Annotated in this window: 16 protein-coding genes; 13 read left to right on the forward strand and 3 right to left on the reverse strand. The window is 43.7% G+C overall.

All coding sequences use genetic code 11. The features are described 5' to 3' along the window. The first annotated feature begins 148 nt into the window (after window positions 1-148). On the forward strand, window positions 149-1,477 hold the full coding sequence (locus G4P54_RS07785) for a PhoH family protein (protein ID WP_024716180.1): 1,329 nt from the start codon (window positions 149-151) through the stop codon (window positions 1,475-1,477). A gap of 2 nt (window positions 1,478-1,479) precedes the next feature. Here the strand turns inward: G4P54_RS07785 and G4P54_RS07790 are convergent, their stop codons facing one another. Further along, entirely contained in the window at window positions 1,480-1,965 is a 486-nt protein-coding gene (locus tag G4P54_RS07790; RefSeq protein WP_167872285.1) for a peptidyl-prolyl cis-trans isomerase, read from the reverse strand. A gap of 102 nt (window positions 1,966-2,067) precedes the next feature. Between G4P54_RS07790 and glsA the strand changes: the two genes are divergently transcribed. The 4 genes from glsA to pyc all read left to right on the forward strand — a co-directional run bounded on the left by glsA (window position 2,068) and on the right by pyc (window position 8,308). After that, window positions 2,068-2,997: a glutaminase A gene (gene glsA / locus G4P54_RS07795; protein ID WP_167872286.1), complete on the forward strand. Its 930-nt coding sequence runs from the start codon at window positions 2,068-2,070 to the stop codon at window positions 2,995-2,997. A 97-nt stretch (window positions 2,998-3,094) separates the two neighbouring features. Continuing rightward, entirely contained in the window at window positions 3,095-3,376 is a 282-nt protein-coding gene (locus G4P54_RS07800; protein WP_024716177.1) for an Fpa/YlaN family protein, read from the forward strand. 199 nt (window positions 3,377-3,575) lie between these two features. Then, on the forward strand, window positions 3,576-4,787 hold the full coding sequence (ftsW, locus tag G4P54_RS07805) for a cell division protein FtsW (protein ID WP_167872287.1): 1,212 nt from the start codon (window positions 3,576-3,578) through the stop codon (window positions 4,785-4,787). Between the two features lie 74 nt (window positions 4,788-4,861). Then, on the forward strand, window positions 4,862-8,308 hold the full coding sequence (gene pyc / locus G4P54_RS07810) for a pyruvate carboxylase (protein ID WP_167872288.1): 3,447 nt from the start codon (window positions 4,862-4,864) through the stop codon (window positions 8,306-8,308). Window positions 8,309-8,615: 307 nt separating this feature from the next. Here pyc and ctaA read toward each other — a convergent pair whose 3' ends face one another. Then, complete coding sequence (gene ctaA, locus G4P54_RS07815) at window positions 8,616-9,536, reverse strand: heme A synthase CtaA (RefSeq protein ID WP_024716174.1); 921 nt, start codon at window positions 9,534-9,536, stop codon at window positions 8,616-8,618. A 357-nt stretch (window positions 9,537-9,893) separates the two neighbouring features. On the opposite strand from ctaA, the gene cyoE reads away from it, so the two are divergent. From cyoE to ctaG, 6 genes are all read left to right on the forward strand, one after another. Further along, window positions 9,894-10,811 (forward strand): heme o synthase, encoded by a 918-nt coding sequence (gene cyoE, locus G4P54_RS07820; RefSeq protein ID WP_024716173.1) that lies wholly within the window; start codon window positions 9,894-9,896, stop codon window positions 10,809-10,811. A gap of 241 nt (window positions 10,812-11,052) precedes the next feature. Continuing rightward, a complete protein-coding gene (gene coxB, locus G4P54_RS07825; RefSeq protein WP_167872289.1) occupies window positions 11,053-12,123 on the forward strand; it encodes a cytochrome c oxidase subunit II in 1,071 nt (356 codons plus the stop codon). A 32-nt stretch (window positions 12,124-12,155) separates the two neighbouring features. Continuing rightward, a complete protein-coding gene (gene ctaD, locus G4P54_RS07830) occupies window positions 12,156-14,024 on the forward strand; it encodes a cytochrome c oxidase subunit I (protein ID WP_167872290.1) in 1,869 nt (622 codons plus the stop codon). Further along, the gene (ctaE, locus tag G4P54_RS07835; RefSeq protein ID WP_024716170.1) at window positions 14,024-14,647 is read left to right on the forward strand and encodes a cytochrome c oxidase subunit III; all 624 of its coding nucleotides are present in this window, start codon (window positions 14,024-14,026) and stop codon (window positions 14,645-14,647) included. The genes ctaD and ctaE overlap by 1 nt, the downstream gene beginning before the upstream one ends. A gap of 2 nt (window positions 14,648-14,649) precedes the next feature. Beyond that, the gene (gene ctaF / locus G4P54_RS07840) at window positions 14,650-14,982 is read left to right on the forward strand and encodes a cytochrome c oxidase subunit IVB (protein ID WP_024716169.1); all 333 of its coding nucleotides are present in this window, start codon (window positions 14,650-14,652) and stop codon (window positions 14,980-14,982) included. Window positions 14,983-15,008: 26 nt separating this feature from the next. Further along, window positions 15,009-15,905 carry a cytochrome c oxidase assembly factor CtaG gene (gene ctaG / locus G4P54_RS07845; RefSeq protein ID WP_167872291.1) on the forward strand — a complete coding sequence of 299 codons (897 nt, stop codon included), beginning with the start codon at window positions 15,009-15,011 and terminating at the stop codon, window positions 15,903-15,905. Window positions 15,906-15,933: 28 nt separating this feature from the next. Here ctaG and G4P54_RS07850 read toward each other — a convergent pair whose 3' ends face one another. Beyond that, on the reverse strand, window positions 15,934-16,296 hold the full coding sequence (locus tag G4P54_RS07850) for a YugN family protein (protein WP_081719930.1): 363 nt from the start codon (window positions 16,294-16,296) through the stop codon (window positions 15,934-15,936). Between the two features lie 139 nt (window positions 16,297-16,435). Here G4P54_RS07850 and G4P54_RS07855 point away from each other — a divergent pair, with 139 nt between their 5' ends. Both G4P54_RS07855 and G4P54_RS07860 read left to right on the forward strand, forming a co-directional pair. Continuing rightward, window positions 16,436-16,882, forward strand: coding sequence for a CBS domain-containing protein (locus G4P54_RS07855; RefSeq protein ID WP_167872292.1), 447 nt, complete (start codon window positions 16,436-16,438; stop codon window positions 16,880-16,882). An 84-nt stretch (window positions 16,883-16,966) separates the two neighbouring features. Beyond that, window positions 16,967-18,007: a CAP domain-containing protein gene (locus G4P54_RS07860; RefSeq protein WP_167872293.1), complete on the forward strand. Its 1,041-nt coding sequence runs from the start codon at window positions 16,967-16,969 to the stop codon at window positions 18,005-18,007. Window positions 18,008-18,183 lie beyond the last annotated feature (176 nt).

Below are 18,183 nucleotides of genomic sequence, written 5' to 3' on the forward strand. Positions count from 1 at the left end.
GTTCCCTCCTTGAAATGCATTTATTAATTTTATTGTTGAATTAACCTTCTATCTTTATGCACAAAAACATATATTTTAGCAGGCATTCACCTTTTTTATCGTAAGAGAAGCAGGAAGAACTTTGACCCTTATATCAGGAGGCTGAGACTTGAGTAAAATTTATGTGTTAGATACGAATGTGTTATTACAGGATCCTAACGCGATATTTTCTTTTGAAGAAAATGAGGTTGTCATCCCTGCTGTCGTATTAGAAGAGGTTGATTCAAAAAAGCGGTATATGGACGAGGTTGGGAGGAATGCAAGGCACGTATCTAAACTGATCGATGCGCTAAGACAAAAGGGCAGGCTGCATGAGCATGTTCCGCTTGATACCGGCGGCACACTGAGAATTGAACTGAATCATCGTTCGTTTCACCAGCTGCAAGAGATCTTTATTGAAAAGACGAACGATAATCGCATATTAGCCGTTGCGAAAAATCTAAGCCTTGAGGAAGAAACCAAAGAAAATGGCAGGCCGGTTATCCTCGTCAGCAAGGATGTACTGGTAAGGGTTAAAGCGGACGCAATCGGACTGCTTGCCGAAGATTTCCTGAATGACCGGGTTGTGGACAATAATGAAATGTACAGCGGTTATAAGGATTTATATATCAGCCAGCAGCTGTTCAGCTCTTTTTATGGGAAAAACCAAATTTCAGTAAATGATATCAAACAGCATGCTTTTTATCCGAATCAATTCGCGTTAATGAAGGATGAGCTGGGAGGTTCCGCCTCGGCAGTCGGAATTGCGGATAAAACCGGAACGGTATTAAAAAGACTGGTATTTGATGATGAACATATATGGGGGATCAGGCCGAAAAATGTACAGCAGACAATGGCATTAGAGCTTTTGCTGCGGGAAGATATTCCACTTGTGACCCTGATCGGAAAAGCGGGAACCGGCAAGACGCTTTTAGCATTAGCGGCGGGGCTATTGCAGACTGAAGACTTGGGAATATACAAAAAGCTGGTCGTGGCGAGACCGATTGTTCCCGTTGGCAAAGACATCGGGTACCTGCCGGGCGAAAAAGAGGAAAAGCTAAAGCCTTGGATGCAGCCGATTTTTGACAACTTGGAGTTTCTGTTTAATGCGAAAAAACCGGGGGAGCTTGAGGCCATTCTGGCGGGGATTGGCTCTATTCAGGTAGAGGCGCTGACATATATCAGAGGGAGAAGCATTCCAGATCAATTTATTATTATTGATGAAGCGCAAAATTTGACCAGGCATGAGGTGAAAACGCTGCTGACGAGAGTCGGTGAAGGCAGTAAAATTGTCCTAATGGGCGATCCTGAACAAATTGATCACCCATACTTAGACAGTCTGAACAATGGTTTGGCCTATGTGGTGGAGCGGTTTAAAGGACAACCCGTCTCAGGCAGCGTGAAGCTGTTAAAAGGCGAGAGGTCAGGTCTCGCCCAGCTTGCCGCTGACTTGCTGTAATATTACATGATTTCGATTTCTTTTATATCGGTGATCGGCTGTTCGTGATTAACTGGGTCTTCAAAGTAAATATGAACGGGACCGCCTTCTTGAATCGGCTTGCCTGCCTCACTGAAATGGACAATACTGTTAAGAGCGGCTTCCAGAGGGACGGCGGCTTTCCCTGAACTTGTCACAAATACGCATTGTGTCGCAGAACTGAGCGGCTCGGCATTTTTAAGCACCATCCCAAGTTTCATTGCAAAACTGCCATTCATTAGCTTTTGCTTCTCGTATTGTTTTTCTGTCTTTAAGGTCGGCGGAGTAATCCGGCCCTCTCTAATGACACGTTCAGGATCAAGATCGGATTCATCCCCGGCTGATTGAAAATGTGTGTCTTGACCTTCCCCTTTGCGGTCAAACGAAAATTTGCGGTCATCAAAAATCCATACGCTAGGATCAATGGTGATCGGATATGTAACATTGCCTTTTACTTGTATAACGCTCATGACATAACCCCCTTCTCTCAAAATTATAAAAGTTTTCGCATGAATTGTCACTTTGTGTACAAATTATGTGTATTGAATTGCTCAAGGAGCGAGGGTGGTTGTATGGTATGCCGGCATAATGACGAGCTTGAAGCCTTAGTGAAAGAGGCAAAAAAAGTGACGGACGAGGGGGAGGTTGCCAGCTATATTCCCGCCTTGGCAAAAGCCGATAAACACGATCTGTCAGTGGCGATTTATTATTCCAATAATATTTGTCTGTCAGCAGGTGACGTAGAAAAAACATTTACGCTTCAAAGTATATCGAAAGTTCTCTCACTTGCTTTGGTGTTAATGGAATACGGCAAAGATAAGGTCTTCAGCTATGTCGGACAGGAGCCGACCGGTGATCCGTTTAATTCAATTATCAAGCTGGAAACAATGAATCCAAGCAAGCCGTTAAACCCTATGATCAACGCAGGGGCATTGGCAGTGACAAGCTTGATTAGAGGGAAAACGGCGAAAGAGAGACTTGATTATTTGCTGTCTTTTATCAGAAGGCTGACAAACAACCAAAAGATTACATACTGCCGAGAAGTGGCTGAATCCGAATACAGCACATCAATGATTAATCGGGCATTGTGTTACTATATGAAGCAGTACGGCATTTTTGAGGATGAGGTAGAAACGGTAATGGATTTGTACACGAAGCAATGCGCGATTGAGATGAACAGCCTGGATTTGGCGAAAATCGCATCTGTATTTGCGCTGAACGGCAGACACCCTGAGACAGGGGAGCAAGTGATCTCAAAAGATGTCGCCAGAATTTGCAAAACATTTATGGTGACGTGCGGAATGTACAATGCAAGCGGGGAATTTGCAATTAAGGTCGGAATTCCGGCAAAAAGCGGCGTATCCGGAGGGATAATGGGCATTTCACCTTACGATTTCGGAATCGGTATATTCGGCCCGGCATTGGACGAAAAAGGCAACAGTATCGCAGGTGTGAAGCTATTGGAAATAATGTCTGAAATGTACAGGCTGAGTATTTTTTAATTTATGTCATGTGCTTAAATCCACTTGCATTTTCTGCTGATACCCTTTATGATAAATAGAAGAATTAGGTACTCGCCTGGGGAACGGAGGGATACTTTTGGCTTCAGAGATGATGGTTGACCATCGACAAAAAGCTTTTGAGCTCTTAAAAGTTGATGCTGAGAAGATTTTGAAGCTGATCCGAGTACAAATGGATAACTTAACGATGCCTCAATGTCCTCTATATGAAGAGGTCTTAGATACTCAAATGTTCGGGCTTTCGAGGGAAATCGATTTTGCTGTCCGCCTGGGATTGGTTGATGAAAAAGACGGTAAAGACCTTTTATACACATTGGAACGCGAATTGTCAGCTTTGCATGACGCGTTTACAGGTAAATAAATGATAAAACTCAAACTTATTAACAGTTTGGGTTTTTTTATAACCGCTAATTTTCACTCTTAAAGACGGTCTTTTTTCACACATTCCTTCCGAATCGTATAGAGATTCTTCGTCTCGTTTGATAAATTGTAGTAAAATAAAAAAGATACATACTTAAAAACCATAGTTAATGGAAGTTAGAAGCAGGGAAGAGGATGTTATGTTAAAAAAAATGCTCAAATCTTATGATTACTCACTGATATTCGCAATTGTTTTACTGTGCGGATTCGGTTTGGTGATGGTTTATAGCTCAAGTATGATTACGGCTGTCTCTCGATATGGAGTAAGCAGTAATTTTTTCTTTATGCGGCAGCTGTTTGCCTTAATTGCGGGTGGTGCTCTGTTTATTCTCATGGCTTTGTTTCCTTATAAAGCACTGGCCCACCAAAAGTTTCAGAAAGGGATACTGCTTGCTTCTGTTCTGGCGCTTATCTCGCTGTTCGTATTCGGGCATGTTGCCGGAAACGCCCAAAGCTGGTTTAAAATCGGCGGAATGAGTATTCAGCCGGGGGAATTTGTGAAACTGGTCGTGATTTTATATCTTGCGGCCGTATATGCCAAAAAACAAAGCTATATCGACCATCTGTTAACGGGAGTGGCTCCTCCTGTTGTCATGACGCTTGTGATTTGCGGGTTAATTGCCATGCAGCCAGATTTAGGTACAGCCATGATTATCGGACTGATTGCGACATGTATGATCTTGTGCTCCGGCTTCAGCGGAAAGACGCTGATGAGGCTGGTTTTGCTGGGCGGAATTGTTTTCATTTTGGTCAGTCCAATTATCTATTTGAATCAGGACAACATTTTAACTAAAGGCCGTTTAGCGCGTTTTGATAGTTTTGAAGACCCGTTTAAGTACGCACAGACATCAGGTTTGCAAGTGATCAATTCTTATTATGCGATTGGCTCAGGCGGTATTTTTGGCCTGGGGCTCGGCGAAAGTATCCAAAAATACGGGTATCTTCCTGAATCACACACTGACTTTATCATGGCTGTCATATCCGAAGAACTTGGTATTTTTGGGGTTTTGTTTGTGATTTTCCTATTGGGTTTTGTCGTCATAAAAGGTTTTTATATAGCCAGAAAATGCGAGGACCCGTTTGGAAGTCTTCTAGCGATCGGCATTTCAAGCATGATAGCCATCCAATCGTTCATTAACCTCGGAGGCGTGAGCGGATTAATTCCGATTACAGGGGTTACGCTGCCATTTATCAGTTATGGGGGTTCTTCTTTAGTGCTCTTGCTTGGCAGTATGGGGATATTAGCGAATATCAGCATGTTTGTGAAATATTCAGAGAATAAGAAAAAGAAAGAGCCAATGCCGACAAAGGGAATGAAAAAGAAGCAGCCGAAAAAAACTGTTTATCTGTAAAAAACAAGTGTGTACACAGGAAGGATATTCCGCTATGATAGATTATATTCCATTCGGGTAAGGGGGAGAAAAGTTTGTCTCAGCAATCGATACAAAAAGTATTAGTAGCAAACAGGGGAGAAATTGCAATCCGAATATTCCGTGCATGCACCGAATTGAATATTCGTACAGTTGCGGTTTATTCAAAAGAAGATTCCGGTTCCTACCACCGGTACAAAGCGGACGAAGCATACCTGGTCGGTGAAGGGAAAAAACCGATTGATGCTTACCTGGATATTGAAGGAATCATTGATATTGCGAAAAGAAACAAAGTCGATGCGATTCATCCGGGATACGGTTTCTTATCTGAAAACATCCATTTCGCGAGACGATGTGAAGAAGAAGGGATCGTGTTCATTGGTCCAAAGTCCGAACATCTAGATATGTTTGGTGACAAGGTAAAAGCGCGTGAGCAGGCAGAAAAAGCTGGAATTCCTGTGATTCCGGGAAGCGACGGACCTGCAGAAACGCTTGAAGCAGTCGAACAATTCGGACAAGCTAACGGCTATCCGATTATCATTAAAGCTTCGCTGGGCGGCGGAGGACGCGGTATGCGGATTGTCAGATCTGAAAGCGAAGTCAAAGAAGCATATGAGCGTGCAAAATCAGAGGCGAAAGCAGCCTTTGGCAATGATGAAGTTTATGTAGAAAAATTGATTGAAAATCCAAAACATATTGAGGTTCAGGTTATTGGAGACAAGCAGGGCAATGTCGTTCATCTATTTGAGAGGGATTGTTCTGTTCAAAGACGCCACCAAAAAGTCATTGAAGTGGCGCCGAGTGTCTCGCTGTCCACTGAATTAAGAGATCAAATCTGTGAAGCGGCAGTTGCGCTTGCGAAAAATGTAAATTATATCAACGCGGGCACGGTCGAATTCCTTGTTGCGAACAACGAGTTCTACTTTATTGAAGTAAACCCCCGCGTACAAGTTGAACACACGATTACAGAAATGATTACGGGTGTTGATATTGTTCAAACACAGATCCTTGTTGCTCAAGGGCACAGCCTTCACAGCAAACAAGTAAATATTCCTGAGCAAAAGGACATTTTTACAATCGGCTATGCGATTCAATCACGCGTGACGACTGAGGATCCGCAAAATGATTTCATGCCTGATACCGGGAAAATCATGGCCTACCGCTCAGGCGGCGGCTTTGGTGTCCGTCTTGATACCGGAAACAGCTTCCAAGGCGCCGTGATCACGCCGTATTATGATTCGCTTCTCGTTAAGCTCTCAACCTGGGCTTTAACGTTTGAACAGGCGGCGGCTAAAATGGTCCGGAATCTTCAGGAGTTTAGAATCAGAGGTATTAAAACAAACATTCCGTTCCTTGAGAACGTTGCAAAGCATGAAAAATTCCTGACGGGACAATATGATACGTCCTTCATTGATACAACACCTGAATTATTTATTTTCCCTAAGCAGAAGGACCGCGGAACGAAAATGCTTACTTATATCAGCAATGTGACAGTGAACGGCTTCCCAGGAATCGGGAAAAAAGAAAAGCCGGCGTTTGACAAGCCGTTAAATGTAAAAGTAGACGTTGATCAGCAGCCTGCCAGAGGAACAAAGCAAATTCTCGATGAAAAAGGTGCTGAAGGGCTTGCAAATTGGGTGAAGGAACAAAAATCTGTCCTTTTAACTGATACGACATTCAGGGATGCTCACCAATCATTATTGGCGACGAGATTCAGATCGCATGATTTGAAAAAAATCGCGAATCCGACAGCTGCGTTATGGCCTGAACTATTCAGTATGGAAATGTGGGGAGGCGCGACATTCGATGTAGCCTATCGATTCCTGAAAGAAGATCCATGGAAGCGTTTGGAGGACCTTCGCAAGGAAGTGCCGAATACCTTATTCCAGATGCTCCTTCGTTCATCAAACGCAGTCGGCTATACGAATTATCCGGATAATGTGATTAAAGAATTTGTGAAGCAATCTGCTCAAGCCGGTATTGATGTGTTCCGTATTTTCGACAGCTTAAACTGGGTAAAAGGTATGACGTTAGCCATTGATGCTGTTCGGGATACCGGTAAGGTGGCAGAAGCTGCGATTTGTTATACAGGAGATATCCTTGATAAAAATCGCACGAAATATGATCTTGCCTATTATACGTCGATGGCGAAGGAGCTTGAGGCTGCCGGAGCCAATATTCTCGGAATTAAAGATATGGCGGGGCTGTTAAAACCGCAGGCTGCCTATGAGCTCGTTTCTGCGCTGAAAGAGACGATCGATATTCCTGTTCACCTTCATACGCATGATACGAGCGGCAACGGCATTTATATGTATGCGAAAGCCGTTGAAGCCGGCGTTGATATCATAGACGTTGCGGTCAGTTCTATGGCGGGATTAACGTCTCAGCCTAGCGCGAGCGGATTTTATCATGCGATGGAAGGCAACGACCGCCGTCCGGAAATGAATGTTCAAGGCGTTGAATTGCTGTCTCAATATTGGGAGTCAGTTCGTAAATACTATAGCGAATTTGAAAGCGGCATGAAGTCTCCGCATACAGAAATTTATGAACATGAGATGCCTGGCGGCCAATACAGTAACCTGCAGCAGCAGGCGAAGGGAGTAGGCTTGGGCGATCGCTGGAATGAAGTCAAGGAAATGTACAGACGCGTCAACGATATGTTTGGCGACATTGTAAAGGTCACGCCTTCCTCCAAAGTAGTCGGAGATATGGCGCTTTACATGGTGCAAAACAACCTGACTGAAAAGGACGTTTACGAAAAAGGCGAACAATTAGATTTTCCTGATTCTGTCGTGGAGCTTTTCAAAGGAAACATCGGCCAGCCTCATGGCGGGTTCCCGCAAAAACTGCAAAAGCTGATTTTAAAAGGACAGAAGCCGATTTCGGTCAGACCGGGAGAACTGCTTGAGCCGGTATCCTTTGATGCGATCAAACAGGAATTTAAAGAGCAGCATAACATGGAGATTTCAGATCAAGATGCTTTGGCATATGCACTTTATCCTAAAGTCTTCACTGATTATGTGAAAACGGCAGAAAGCTATGGCGACATTTCAGTATTAGATACGCCGACATTTTTCTATGGCATGACATTAGGTGAAGAAATAGAAGTGGAGATTGAGCGCGGAAAAACGCTGATCGTTAAGCTGATCTCAATCGGTGAGCCTCAGCCTGATGCCACTCGTGTCGTATATTTCGAACTGAACGGGCAGCCGCGTGAAGTTGTCATCAAAGATGAAAGCATCAAATCTTCTGTTCAGGAAAGGCTGAAAGCGGACCGGACAAACCCAAGCCACATCGCAGCTTCCATGCCTGGAACGGTTATTAAAGTTTTGACGGAAGCAGGCACAAAAGTCAATAAAGGTGATCATTTGATGATCAATGAAGCGATGAAAATGGAAACGACGGTTCAAGCGCCTTTCTCAGGAACAATCAAGCAGGTTCATGTGAAAAATGGCGAGCCGATTCAAACGGGAGATCTGCTTCTCGAAATTGAAAAAGCATAATAAAACAAGAGTGTATGTCTTTTGACATACACTCTTGTTTTATAGAAAAAACGGGGTGAAACAGGTGAAGATAGGTTGGGATTTATGGTTCAAAAGAGATTTTAAGGCTTCCAAGCTATTTCTTATTTAAAGCAAAAAATGCTTATCTGCTGCCGATGTTTCATATCCATCCGTACTTGCTGGATGTGAAGTATGATACGAGCCATAAATATTTCTTTCGGACATTATCTGTTTTCTTATTGAGGCACAGTAAAAAAAACATGCCGTGAAAAAAGACCAAAGCACTGAAGGCTTTGGTCTAGAGTCATTATGATTGTCTTGATTCATAACGGAAACGTGCAATTAATAATAAGAAGTAGCATAGAATGCCAAACAGGCAGGCAATAAAGAAGGAGTGAGCAAGCGCAAAGCCCAGAGCCAGTTCAGAGTATACGATCATGATACCTGACAGTGCCTGCAATGTGATAAAAACAAGACATGAAATCCAGCCCCAAAAGATCTGCTTTTGATCTTTATAGAAAGTCATTGCATGAACAGCGGCTACAATAATCCATACAAACAACAGCAATGCTGCTGTTCTGTGGCCCATTTGCACCCATTCATGGAATTGAGTCGGAAGTCCATTGTGCAGCGGACTGCACAGAGGCACATCCGGACATGCCAGACTTGATTCTGTATGTCTTACATAAGCGCCTGTATACACAACGATATAGGAGTAGATTAAAATCCCTATCATGTGAAATTGCATTTTTTTGCCGATTTCAAGCGGCTTTACCAGCTTTCTGACTGATTTATCAGCTTCAAATATGAGCAACGTCAAAATGAGCACTGAAGCGAAAGATATCAATGAGATACCAAAGTGAAGCGCCATAATCAGCGCGTTTGAACCGAATACGACAGCCAATGCGCCAAGCAGTGCCTGTAAAAATAAAAAGATAATTGACATAATCGCGAGAAACGTTGTTTCACGGAAAATCGGCGTGATTTTTCTCCATGACCAAAATGCAAGGCTTAACACAAGGATAATGGAGATCCCGCTTGCGAATCTGTGGCTCCACTCAATAATTGACGCCGGATTCAGTTCAGGGAAAAAACGGCCGTGACACAGCGGCCACTGTCTGCCGCAGCCTTGGCCGGAACCTGTTTTTGTAACGAGGGCTCCCCCGATTAAAACAATAAGCATGACAAATGTTGTCAGAACACCGAGAGCCTTTAATGCTTTATTCATACAATAATCACCTTCTCAACATACTGCTGCAATTTTATATACGTTCCAAGTGTAAGCGAATATGTGTTTTGTGGCAATTCTTAGCGCCTTTTGTTCACAAAAATATAATAGAATGACGGCTTCCGTAAAATGTACACTTGATTATTCATGCCGGGTCTGATAGAAATAAGGTAAACGCACTGCCGATTTGGCGATTGCCTTCATCTTTGGTAAAATTCATAAAAAGTTCACAAATAAATTCCTATTTGTCGTTTAATATTTAATAGGATGTTTTTTTACAAGATGTTATCTTGTATGATAGAAAGAGTTGCAGGTTTTTCATTCTCCTGCGTTAGGTTTGTAAGGGAGGTTTACGTTATGGCTAACTCCAGAATCTTAAATGATACAGCTATAGACGGACAAATTGAAGAAACAACGGCATGGAAAGATTTTCTGTCCCTTATTAAAATAGGGATCGTCAATTCTAATCTTATCACGACTTTTACTGGAATGTGGCTTGCACTGCATATTTCCGGTCTGAGTTTTTTAGGCAATATAAACACCGTTCTTCTTACATTAATCGGGTCTTCTCTGATTATTGCGGGCTCATGTGCAATCAATAACTGGTATGACCGAGACATTGACCATGTTATGGAGCGCACGAAAGTAAGACCGACGGTTACGGGTAAAATTCAGCCGAATCAGGCGTTGTGGTCTGGAATTTTGCTAGTTGCTTTAGGATTGATCATGTTGCTGATGACAACTGTCACGGCTGCTGTTATCGGGTTTATCGGAGTATTTACGTATGTTGTATTGTACACAATGTGGACGAAACGCCGCTATACGATTAACACAGTAGTAGGAAGTGTTTCCGGTGCAGTGCCGCCGCTTATTGGATGGACGGCAGTGGAAGGCAATATCGGTGTCGTTGCATGGGTCTTATTCATGATTTTATTTATTTGGCAGATTCCTCACTTCTTAGCATTGGCTATTAAGAAAACGGAGGATTACAGAGCTGCAAATATTCCGATGCTTCCTGTCGTATACGGATTTGAAGTGACAAAAAGACAAATTATTGTATGGGTTGCATGTCTGATGCCGCTTCCGTTTTTCCTTGGAAGCCTTGGCCTTCCGATTGTCATCCTTGGCTTGCTGTTAAATATCGGCTGGCTGATTCTCGGTTTAATGGGCTTCCGCTCTAAAAATATCATGAAGTGGGCAACGCAGATGTTCGTTTACTCGCTTAACTACATGACAATCTATTTCGTTGCCATGGTTGTCTTGACTCTTTTCTAAAAAAATAGATACGTTGCTTGTTTTATTGCTTCAAAATAAACGATGACAACTAGTAAATGCCGCCTTGACCTCTTGTTTAATCAGGCGGCTTTACTTTTATACATAGATGGCATTTTGAGTAAAAAAACTCATAATTTAAGAGAAGAGGAAATGTAAGTGCTTTATTGGTGACAGGCTGGATTGCGATGATCTTCAAGTCTGCTCTCCGCCTTTGTATTGACCAGAAAAGGGGTTGGGTGAAATGGTAAAGCATTGGCGTCTTATTTCATTATTAGCCTTAGTGCCGCTTCTATTAAGCGGATGTGGAAAACCTTTTTTATCCACGCTCAAGCCTGCTGGCGAGGTGGCTGATAAACAGTATGACCTGACAGTGCTCAGCACATTGATTATGGTGGTTGTTGTTGCAGTAGTTTCTGTTATCTTCTTTTATGTGATTGTGAGATTCAGAAGATCTCGGGTCGGTGAGAACACGTTACCGAAACAGGTAGAGGGGAACAAATTTTTAGAAATCACATGGACCGTGATCCCGATTTTGCTGCTCGTTATTCTTGTGATCCCTGTCGTATTATATACGCTTGAGCTGGCGGATACATCACCAATGGATAAGAAAGGCCGCAAAGCAGAGGATGCTCTTGTCGTCAATGTCCGGGCAAATTTATATTGGTGGGAGTTTGAATATCCTGATTACGGCATTATCACAAGCCAAGAGCTTATAGTGCCGACAGACCAGCGTGTATATTTTAATTTAAAAGCTTCAGACGTAAAACATTCCTTCTGGATTCCTTCAGTTGGAGGAAAACTTGATACGAATACGGATAATGAAAATAAGTTCTACCTGACATTTGATTCAAAACGAAGCAAAGAGGCAGGGGATATGTTTTTTGGGAAGTGTGCAGAACTTTGCGGTCCTTCACACGCGCTGATGGATTTTAAGGTCAAAACCATGTCTGCAAAAGAATTTCAAGGCTGGACAAAAGAAATGAAAAACTATAAGTCCACAACAGAGAGCGATTTGGCTAAGCAGGGCGAAGAACTGTTTAAACAGAAGAACTGCCTGAGCTGTCATGCGGTAGAGCCGAATGATAAGCGTGCAGAAGCTGCTAGAACGGCTCCCAACTTGGCGACCTTCGGTGATAGGGCAAAAGTGGCAGGAGTGAAAGATGCCGACGAAGAAAATGTGAAGGCTTGGCTGAAGGATCCTGACAGCATAAAGCCGGGCAACAAAATGACAGGCACATATCCGAAGCTCTCAGACAGTGAAACTGATGCGCTTTATGAATACTTAAAAGGCTTAAAAGCGGAAAGCAAGTAGGGAAGAAAGGGAGATATTGGGGGAGGTCACATATGTTGAATACGCTTACAGAAAAGCGGCCGCGCGGATCTATGCTTTGGGATTATTTGACGACGGTGGACCATAAAAAAATTGCAATTCTTTACTTAGTGGCGGGGGGACTCTTCTTTGTCGTCGGGGGAATAGAGGCGATGTTTATCAGAATCCAGCTAGCAAAGCCGGAAAATGCGTTTCTCAGCGCCCAATCGTACAATGAAGTGATGACGATGCATGGAACGACGATGATCTTTCTGGCTGCGATGCCGCTCTTATTTGCCTTGATGAATGCGGTCGTCCCTTTGCAGATTGGGGCTCGGGATGTTTCGTTTCCATTTTTAAACGCTCTTGGTTTTTGGCTGTTCTTTTTCGGGGGGATTTTCTTAAATCTAAGCTGGTTTTTGGGCGGAGCGCCAGACGCGGGCTGGACATCATATGCCTCACTTTCGCTTCATTCAAAAGGGCACGGCATAGACTTTTTCGTCCTTGGACTGCAAATATCGGGGCTCGGGACGCTGATAGCCGGGATTAACTTTTTGGCCACGATTATCAATATGAGGGCTCCGGGCATGACATACATGAGGCTGCCTTTGTTTACATGGACGACATTTGTGGCCTCGGCATTGATTTTGTTCGCATTTCCGCCGCTAACGGCCGGATTGGCCTTGATGATGCTGGACCGGCTGTTCGGCACCAATTTCTTTAATCCAGAGCTTGGCGGAAATACGGTCATTTGGGAGCATTTATTTTGGATCTTCGGCCATCCGGAGGTTTATATCTTAATTTTGCCTGCGTTCGGTATTTTTTCCGAGGTCATCCCTGTTTTCGCCAGAAAGCGTTTGTTCGGCTATTCTTCAATGGTTTTTGCAATCGTGCTCATCGGCTTTCTGGGCTTTATGGTGTGGGTGCATCACATGTTCACGACTGGTCTGGGCCCGATCGCAAACGCGATTTTTGCGGTTGCCACAATGGCTATCGCGATTCCGACCGGGATTAAAATTTTCAACTGGCTTTTGACGATTTGGGGAGGAAATGTAAAGTATACGACCGCTATGCTGTATGCTGTCTCATTCATCCCATCCTTTGTGCTTGGCGGTGTGACGGGTGTCATGCTGGCCGCGGCTGCTGCTGATTATCAGTTCCATGATACGTATTTTGTGGTGGCGCACTTCCACTACGTCATTATTGGCGGCGTCGTATTCGGCCTTTTAGCAGGAGTGCATTTCTGGTGGCCGAAAATGTTCGGTAAGATGCTGCATGAGACGATGGGGAAAATTTCATTTGTGTTGTTTTTTATCGGCTTTCACCTCACGTTTTTCATTCAGCATTTTGTCGGTTTAATGGGGATGCCGCGCCGGGTTTATACGTTTTTACCAGACCAGGGTCTGGAAACCGGCAACTTGATCAGCACAATCGGGGCGTTTTTTATGGCGGCGGCTGTTATTATTCTGCTGATCAATGTCATTTGGACATCAGTAAAAGGCGAATATGTCGGAGCTGATCCATGGCAGGACGGACGTACGCTTGAATGGACCGTTTCTTCTCCGCCGCCTGAGTATAACTTTAAACAGCTTCCTTTTGTCAGAGGACTTGATCCGCTTTGGATCGAAAAGCAGGCAGGACACAAATCAATGACACCGGCAGAACCAGTTGATGATATTCATATGCCGAACGGCTCAATCCTGCCGTTTGTCATTTCCTTCGGCCTTTTTGTCGCAGCGTTCGGGCTGCTGTACAGAAGTGATTATGCTTGGGGCCTGCCGGTGATCTTTATCGGGCTCGGCATCACATTTATTACGATGCTGCTTCGTTCAATTATTGATGATCACGGCTATCATATTCATAAAGAGGAACTGCCGAACGATGATAAAGGGGTGAAGGCATAATGCAAATTCAAGAAAAATTCACCGCAGAAACCTTTCCGGCTTCTCCCGAAAAAGTAACACTGGAAGGGAAAAATAAATTTTTAGGCTTTTGGCTTTTTCTTGGGGGAGAGACAGTTTTGTTCGCGTCTCTCTTCGCCACGTTTCTTGCACTCCGGAATTCAAACGCCGGTGATCCGCCTACGACGGAAATGTTTGATGTGACGCTTGTATTTATCGCCACAATGCTGCTATTAACGAGCAGTTTAACAAGTGTGTATGCGATGTATCACATGAAGAACTTTTCCTTTGGCAAAATGCAGCTTTGGCTGGGAATTACGATTTTATTGGGGGCGGGCTTTTTAGGACTTGAAATCTATGAGTTTAAGCATTACATCCATGAATTTGGATTTACTATCACAAGCTCTGCGCTCGGTTCTGCGTTTTACACGCTTGTCGGTACGCACGGCGCACACGTGGCATTTGGGCTTATGTGGATCAGCACACTGATGATCCGCAATGCCAAGAGAGGGCTGAACCTGTATACGGCGCCTAAGTTTTATGTTGCCAGTCTTTATTGGCACTTTATTGATGTCGTGTGGGTCTTCATCTTTACCGTTGTATATTTAATGGGGATGGTGGGATAAACATGGTCGATAAAAAAAGCAGGGAGCATGTCAACAGCGGCCTTGAATTTAAGAAAAAGAAGCACGCCCAGGAGATGAAATATCAGGTTCTGTCTTTTGGTTTAATGATCGGGCTTACGATTGTTGCATTTCTGACTGTGGCAACAGACGGTGTCGGCAGCTGGTTTACGATCCCTTTCATTATTTTGCTTGCTGCGATTCAAGTCATCTTCCAGCTGTATTATTTCATGCATATGAATCAAAAAGGGCATGAGGTGCCGGCACTGTTTTTGTATTCAGGCATGTTTGTCGCGTTTATCACTGTACTTGCGTTTGTCACAATTATATGGTGGTGATTTGAGCAGCCGCCGGAGGTGAAGAGATGAATCAGTTAGACGTGTTTGGGTTTCGCGCGATGTGGAGCCCTTATCTTTTTTGTATTCTGTTAGGCATTACGGCGCTTTATCTTTATTTTTACAGGCGAATGTCTTCAAAGCCGAATCGAATAACTGGTAAAGAGATGGTGTGCTTTCTGTCGGCGATGCTGTTTTTGTATGCGGCCGAGGGAAGCCCGGTTGACTTGCTCGGACATATTATGTTCAGCGCGCATATGGTGCAGATGGCTGTCCTGTATTTGGTTGTCCCGCCGCTGTTAATCGCGGGAATTCCTGCATGGCTCTGGGAAAAAATCATTTTCAGGCCTGTCGTTAAACCGTTTTTTTCCTTTTTTACAACACCTTTAATTGCTTTGGTTTTGTTTAACGGGATTTTTTCTTTATATCATGTTCCGCTTATCTTTGATACGGTCAAAACGGATCCGTTTTATCATACAGTAATCACCTGGTTTATCTTTGTGCTTGCGTTTTTGATGTGGTGGCCGCTTGTTCATAAGGTAGAGCGTCTTCGGCAGCTCAGCGGCTTGATGAAGCTGGGTTATATTATGGCGGACGGTATGCTGCTTACACCGGCTTGCGCCTTGATTATGTTCAGCGGCGCGCCGTTATACGCCACCTATACAGATCCGTCTGCGTGGGCTGAGGCAATGAGGCTTTGTGTGCCTGCGGATATGATGGGGCAGGTCCCATTAACAGGACCGGAGATATTGAATACACTGCCTTTATTAGAGGATCAGCAGCTCGGAGCCGTTATGATGAAGATCATTCAGGAAATTGTGTACGGTACTTTTTTGGCCATTATCTTTTTCCAATGGGTGAAGAAAGAAAGAGAAAAGGACGGGCAGGAGGAGCCGCCGCCGTATATTCAGCAAACGATATCATAAAAGGTACAGCAAATGCTGTACCTTTTCATTACATTTGAACGGTTTTTAACATGTCAGATAGTTCCTGAATCAGTGCCTTGCTTTTTGTGACAACCTGTACGGGAAACTCTTCCGTTTCTCCATATTCTACGCCGTGCGGGTAGTAATGCTTGCCTAAGAGAGGGGACATTAATTGAATCACGGCGCGGCCGCTTCCAACGTCGCCCTCTGCCGCAATGCCCTGTATCCGCAGATAAAACGTACCCTCGATCGTCGAAAACTTCCTGTCGTAGGTGACTCTTTCGTAATCCCATTGACCTGCTCTGATGAGGCCTTTGCTTTCCATCAAGTCGTCCAGCAAGCTGAGCTCAGCCTTTACCCCTTCAAGTCCGCTTTCAGTAAACTTCAACACTGACCCCTCCTTATAAAAATTACCTTTCCTGACAATCATAGTATGAAAGCGTTAAACTTTCAATGAATCTTCTTCTTTTGAAAGTATGCAAAAATCAAATTTTGACGACAATAGCACTAGACTAAAGGAGGTTTTACGGATGGCAAAAATAAAAGATCTGATGACAGCCGACTTGCAATATTGCACGGTATTAGATAATGTATATGAAGCTGCAGTAAAGATGAAAGATGCGAATGTAGGTGCGATTCCCGTCGTTGATGAGGATGGAGAAACTCTGGTTGGCATTGTGACTGATCGTGATCTCGTGTTAAGAGGAATCGCCATAAAAAAACCAAATTCGCAAAAAATCACTGACGCAATGACCGAAAAACCTGTCAGTGTGGAGGAAGATGCTTCAGTTGATGAGGTTCTTCATTTGATGGCATCTCATCAGCTCAGAAGGATACCTGTTACAAAAAACAAAAAGCTTATTGGCATTGTCACGCTTGGTGATCTTTCTTTATCTGAACAAACGGATAAACGTGCGGGCAGCGCCTTATCGGATATTTCCGAGGGTGATAATAGAGAAGAAGGCTTTTTTCATTAACACATAAATCATTGACTTGTTAAATAGGCTGTATTGGAATGAGATGTAAGGCAAGACATTGTGATTCGCCACGGGGGTGATAGATTGAAAAATATATTGAGAGCATTGGTTATCCTCTTGATTATCTGCGGAACCTACGTTCTGTTTATTCAATATGGATCTGTTCCTGAAAAAAAATCAACTGACAGTGAGCCGCAGGTGTCGAATGAGGAAGCGCAAAGCGGCAAACGAATACATATGCCGACTTCAGGATTGTTGTCCTTTATGGGCAAGTCCGCCGATGATGTAACGAAAAAGCTTGGGGAACCTGAACGCATCGACCCGTCAGCTTATGATTACGATTGGTGGGTGTACAATCAAGGAAAGGACCAATATATCCAAATCGGGGTATTACACAATAAAGTCGTCACATTATTTGCGGCTGGGAATGACATTAACGCAAAGCCTTTCAAAATTGGTGAATCAACCGGAGATGTATTTAAGACGACCCAGGTGGCACCGTTTGTGAATGTAGAGTATAAAGGAAATTCCTACCGGTTTGAGTTTTCTGAAGAGGATATAAACACCAGGCCGACTGTAAAGGTAGGAAAGATGTATGTCCAGCTGTACATGGACAAATTTGAAGGGAAGCTATCCAGCATCAGGGCGTTTGATGCGCAAACCTTTGTAAAGCAAAGGCCTTATGAGGTTGTATACCGCGGTGAATTAATAAAACCGGAAGCTGTTTCAGATGATAAGTGGAAAAAAATCCAAACGACGAGCGAAAAGCAAATACTTGATTTGACGAATGTCATTCGCGTCAAACATGGGCTTGCGAAGCTTGAGTGGGATCAGCCGACGGCAGAAGTGGCTTTTGGACATAGCGAGGATATGAAGGATAATAATTATTTCTCCCATGACTCTAAAAAATACGGCACACTGAAAGACCGCTTAGAAGACGGACAGGTTGACTTTCAGCAAGCGGGAGAAAATATTGCGTACAATTATGTCGACGGCCCGGCTGCTGTAGAAGGCTGGCTCAATAGCGAAGGACATCGAAAAGCGCTTCTGCATCCAGATTATACGCATCTTGGTGTCGGGGTAGATCGAAAATATTACACTCAAAATTTTATTAAGCGATGGTAATGAAGCCGCGGGTGAATGGTTCCGCGGCTTTTTTGTTTTCATACAGGCTGGTCTGAATAAGTGAGCAACAGATGAGGCTGTTTCCTTTTTCGTAAAGCTAATTCGCGAATGAATATAGGCGAACACAATGCTTCACAAAACGATACATTGTAGTAGGCAGCGATTTTCGGAGGGGG

Origin of the sequence: Bacillus tequilensis (assembly GCF_012225885.1) — a bacterium.
Classification (GTDB): domain Bacteria; phylum Bacillota; class Bacilli; order Bacillales; family Bacillaceae; genus Bacillus; species Bacillus tequilensis.

Bases quoted from the DNA above. Each gene is read 5' to 3' on its own strand.
- ctaD (WP_167872290.1), top strand. From the start codon at position 12,156: ATGTTGAATACGCTTACAGAAAAGCGGCCGCGCGGATCTATGCTTTGG.
- ctaA (WP_024716174.1), bottom strand. From the start codon at position 9,536: ATGAATAAAGCATTAAAGGCTCTCGGTGTTCTGACAACATTTGTCATG.
- G4P54_RS07855 (WP_167872292.1), top strand. From the start codon at position 16,436: ATGGCAAAAATAAAAGATCTGATGACAGCCGACTTGCAATATTGCACG.
- ctaG (WP_167872291.1), top strand. From the start codon at position 15,009: ATGAATCAGTTAGACGTGTTTGGGTTTCGCGCGATGTGGAGCCCTTAT.
- coxB (WP_167872289.1), top strand. From the start codon at position 11,053: ATGGTAAAGCATTGGCGTCTTATTTCATTATTAGCCTTAGTGCCGCTT.
- cyoE (WP_024716173.1), top strand. From the start codon at position 9,894: ATGGCTAACTCCAGAATCTTAAATGATACAGCTATAGACGGACAAATT.
- ctaE (WP_024716170.1), top strand. From the start codon at position 14,024: ATGCAAATTCAAGAAAAATTCACCGCAGAAACCTTTCCGGCTTCTCCC.
- glsA (WP_167872286.1), top strand. From the start codon at position 2,068: ATGGTATGCCGGCATAATGACGAGCTTGAAGCCTTAGTGAAAGAGGCA.
- G4P54_RS07790 (WP_167872285.1), bottom strand. From the start codon at position 1,965: ATGAGCGTTATACAAGTAAAAGGCAATGTTACATATCCGATCACCATT.
- ftsW (WP_167872287.1), top strand. From the start codon at position 3,576: ATGTTAAAAAAAATGCTCAAATCTTATGATTACTCACTGATATTCGCA.
- ctaF (WP_024716169.1), top strand. From the start codon at position 14,650: ATGGTCGATAAAAAAAGCAGGGAGCATGTCAACAGCGGCCTTGAATTT.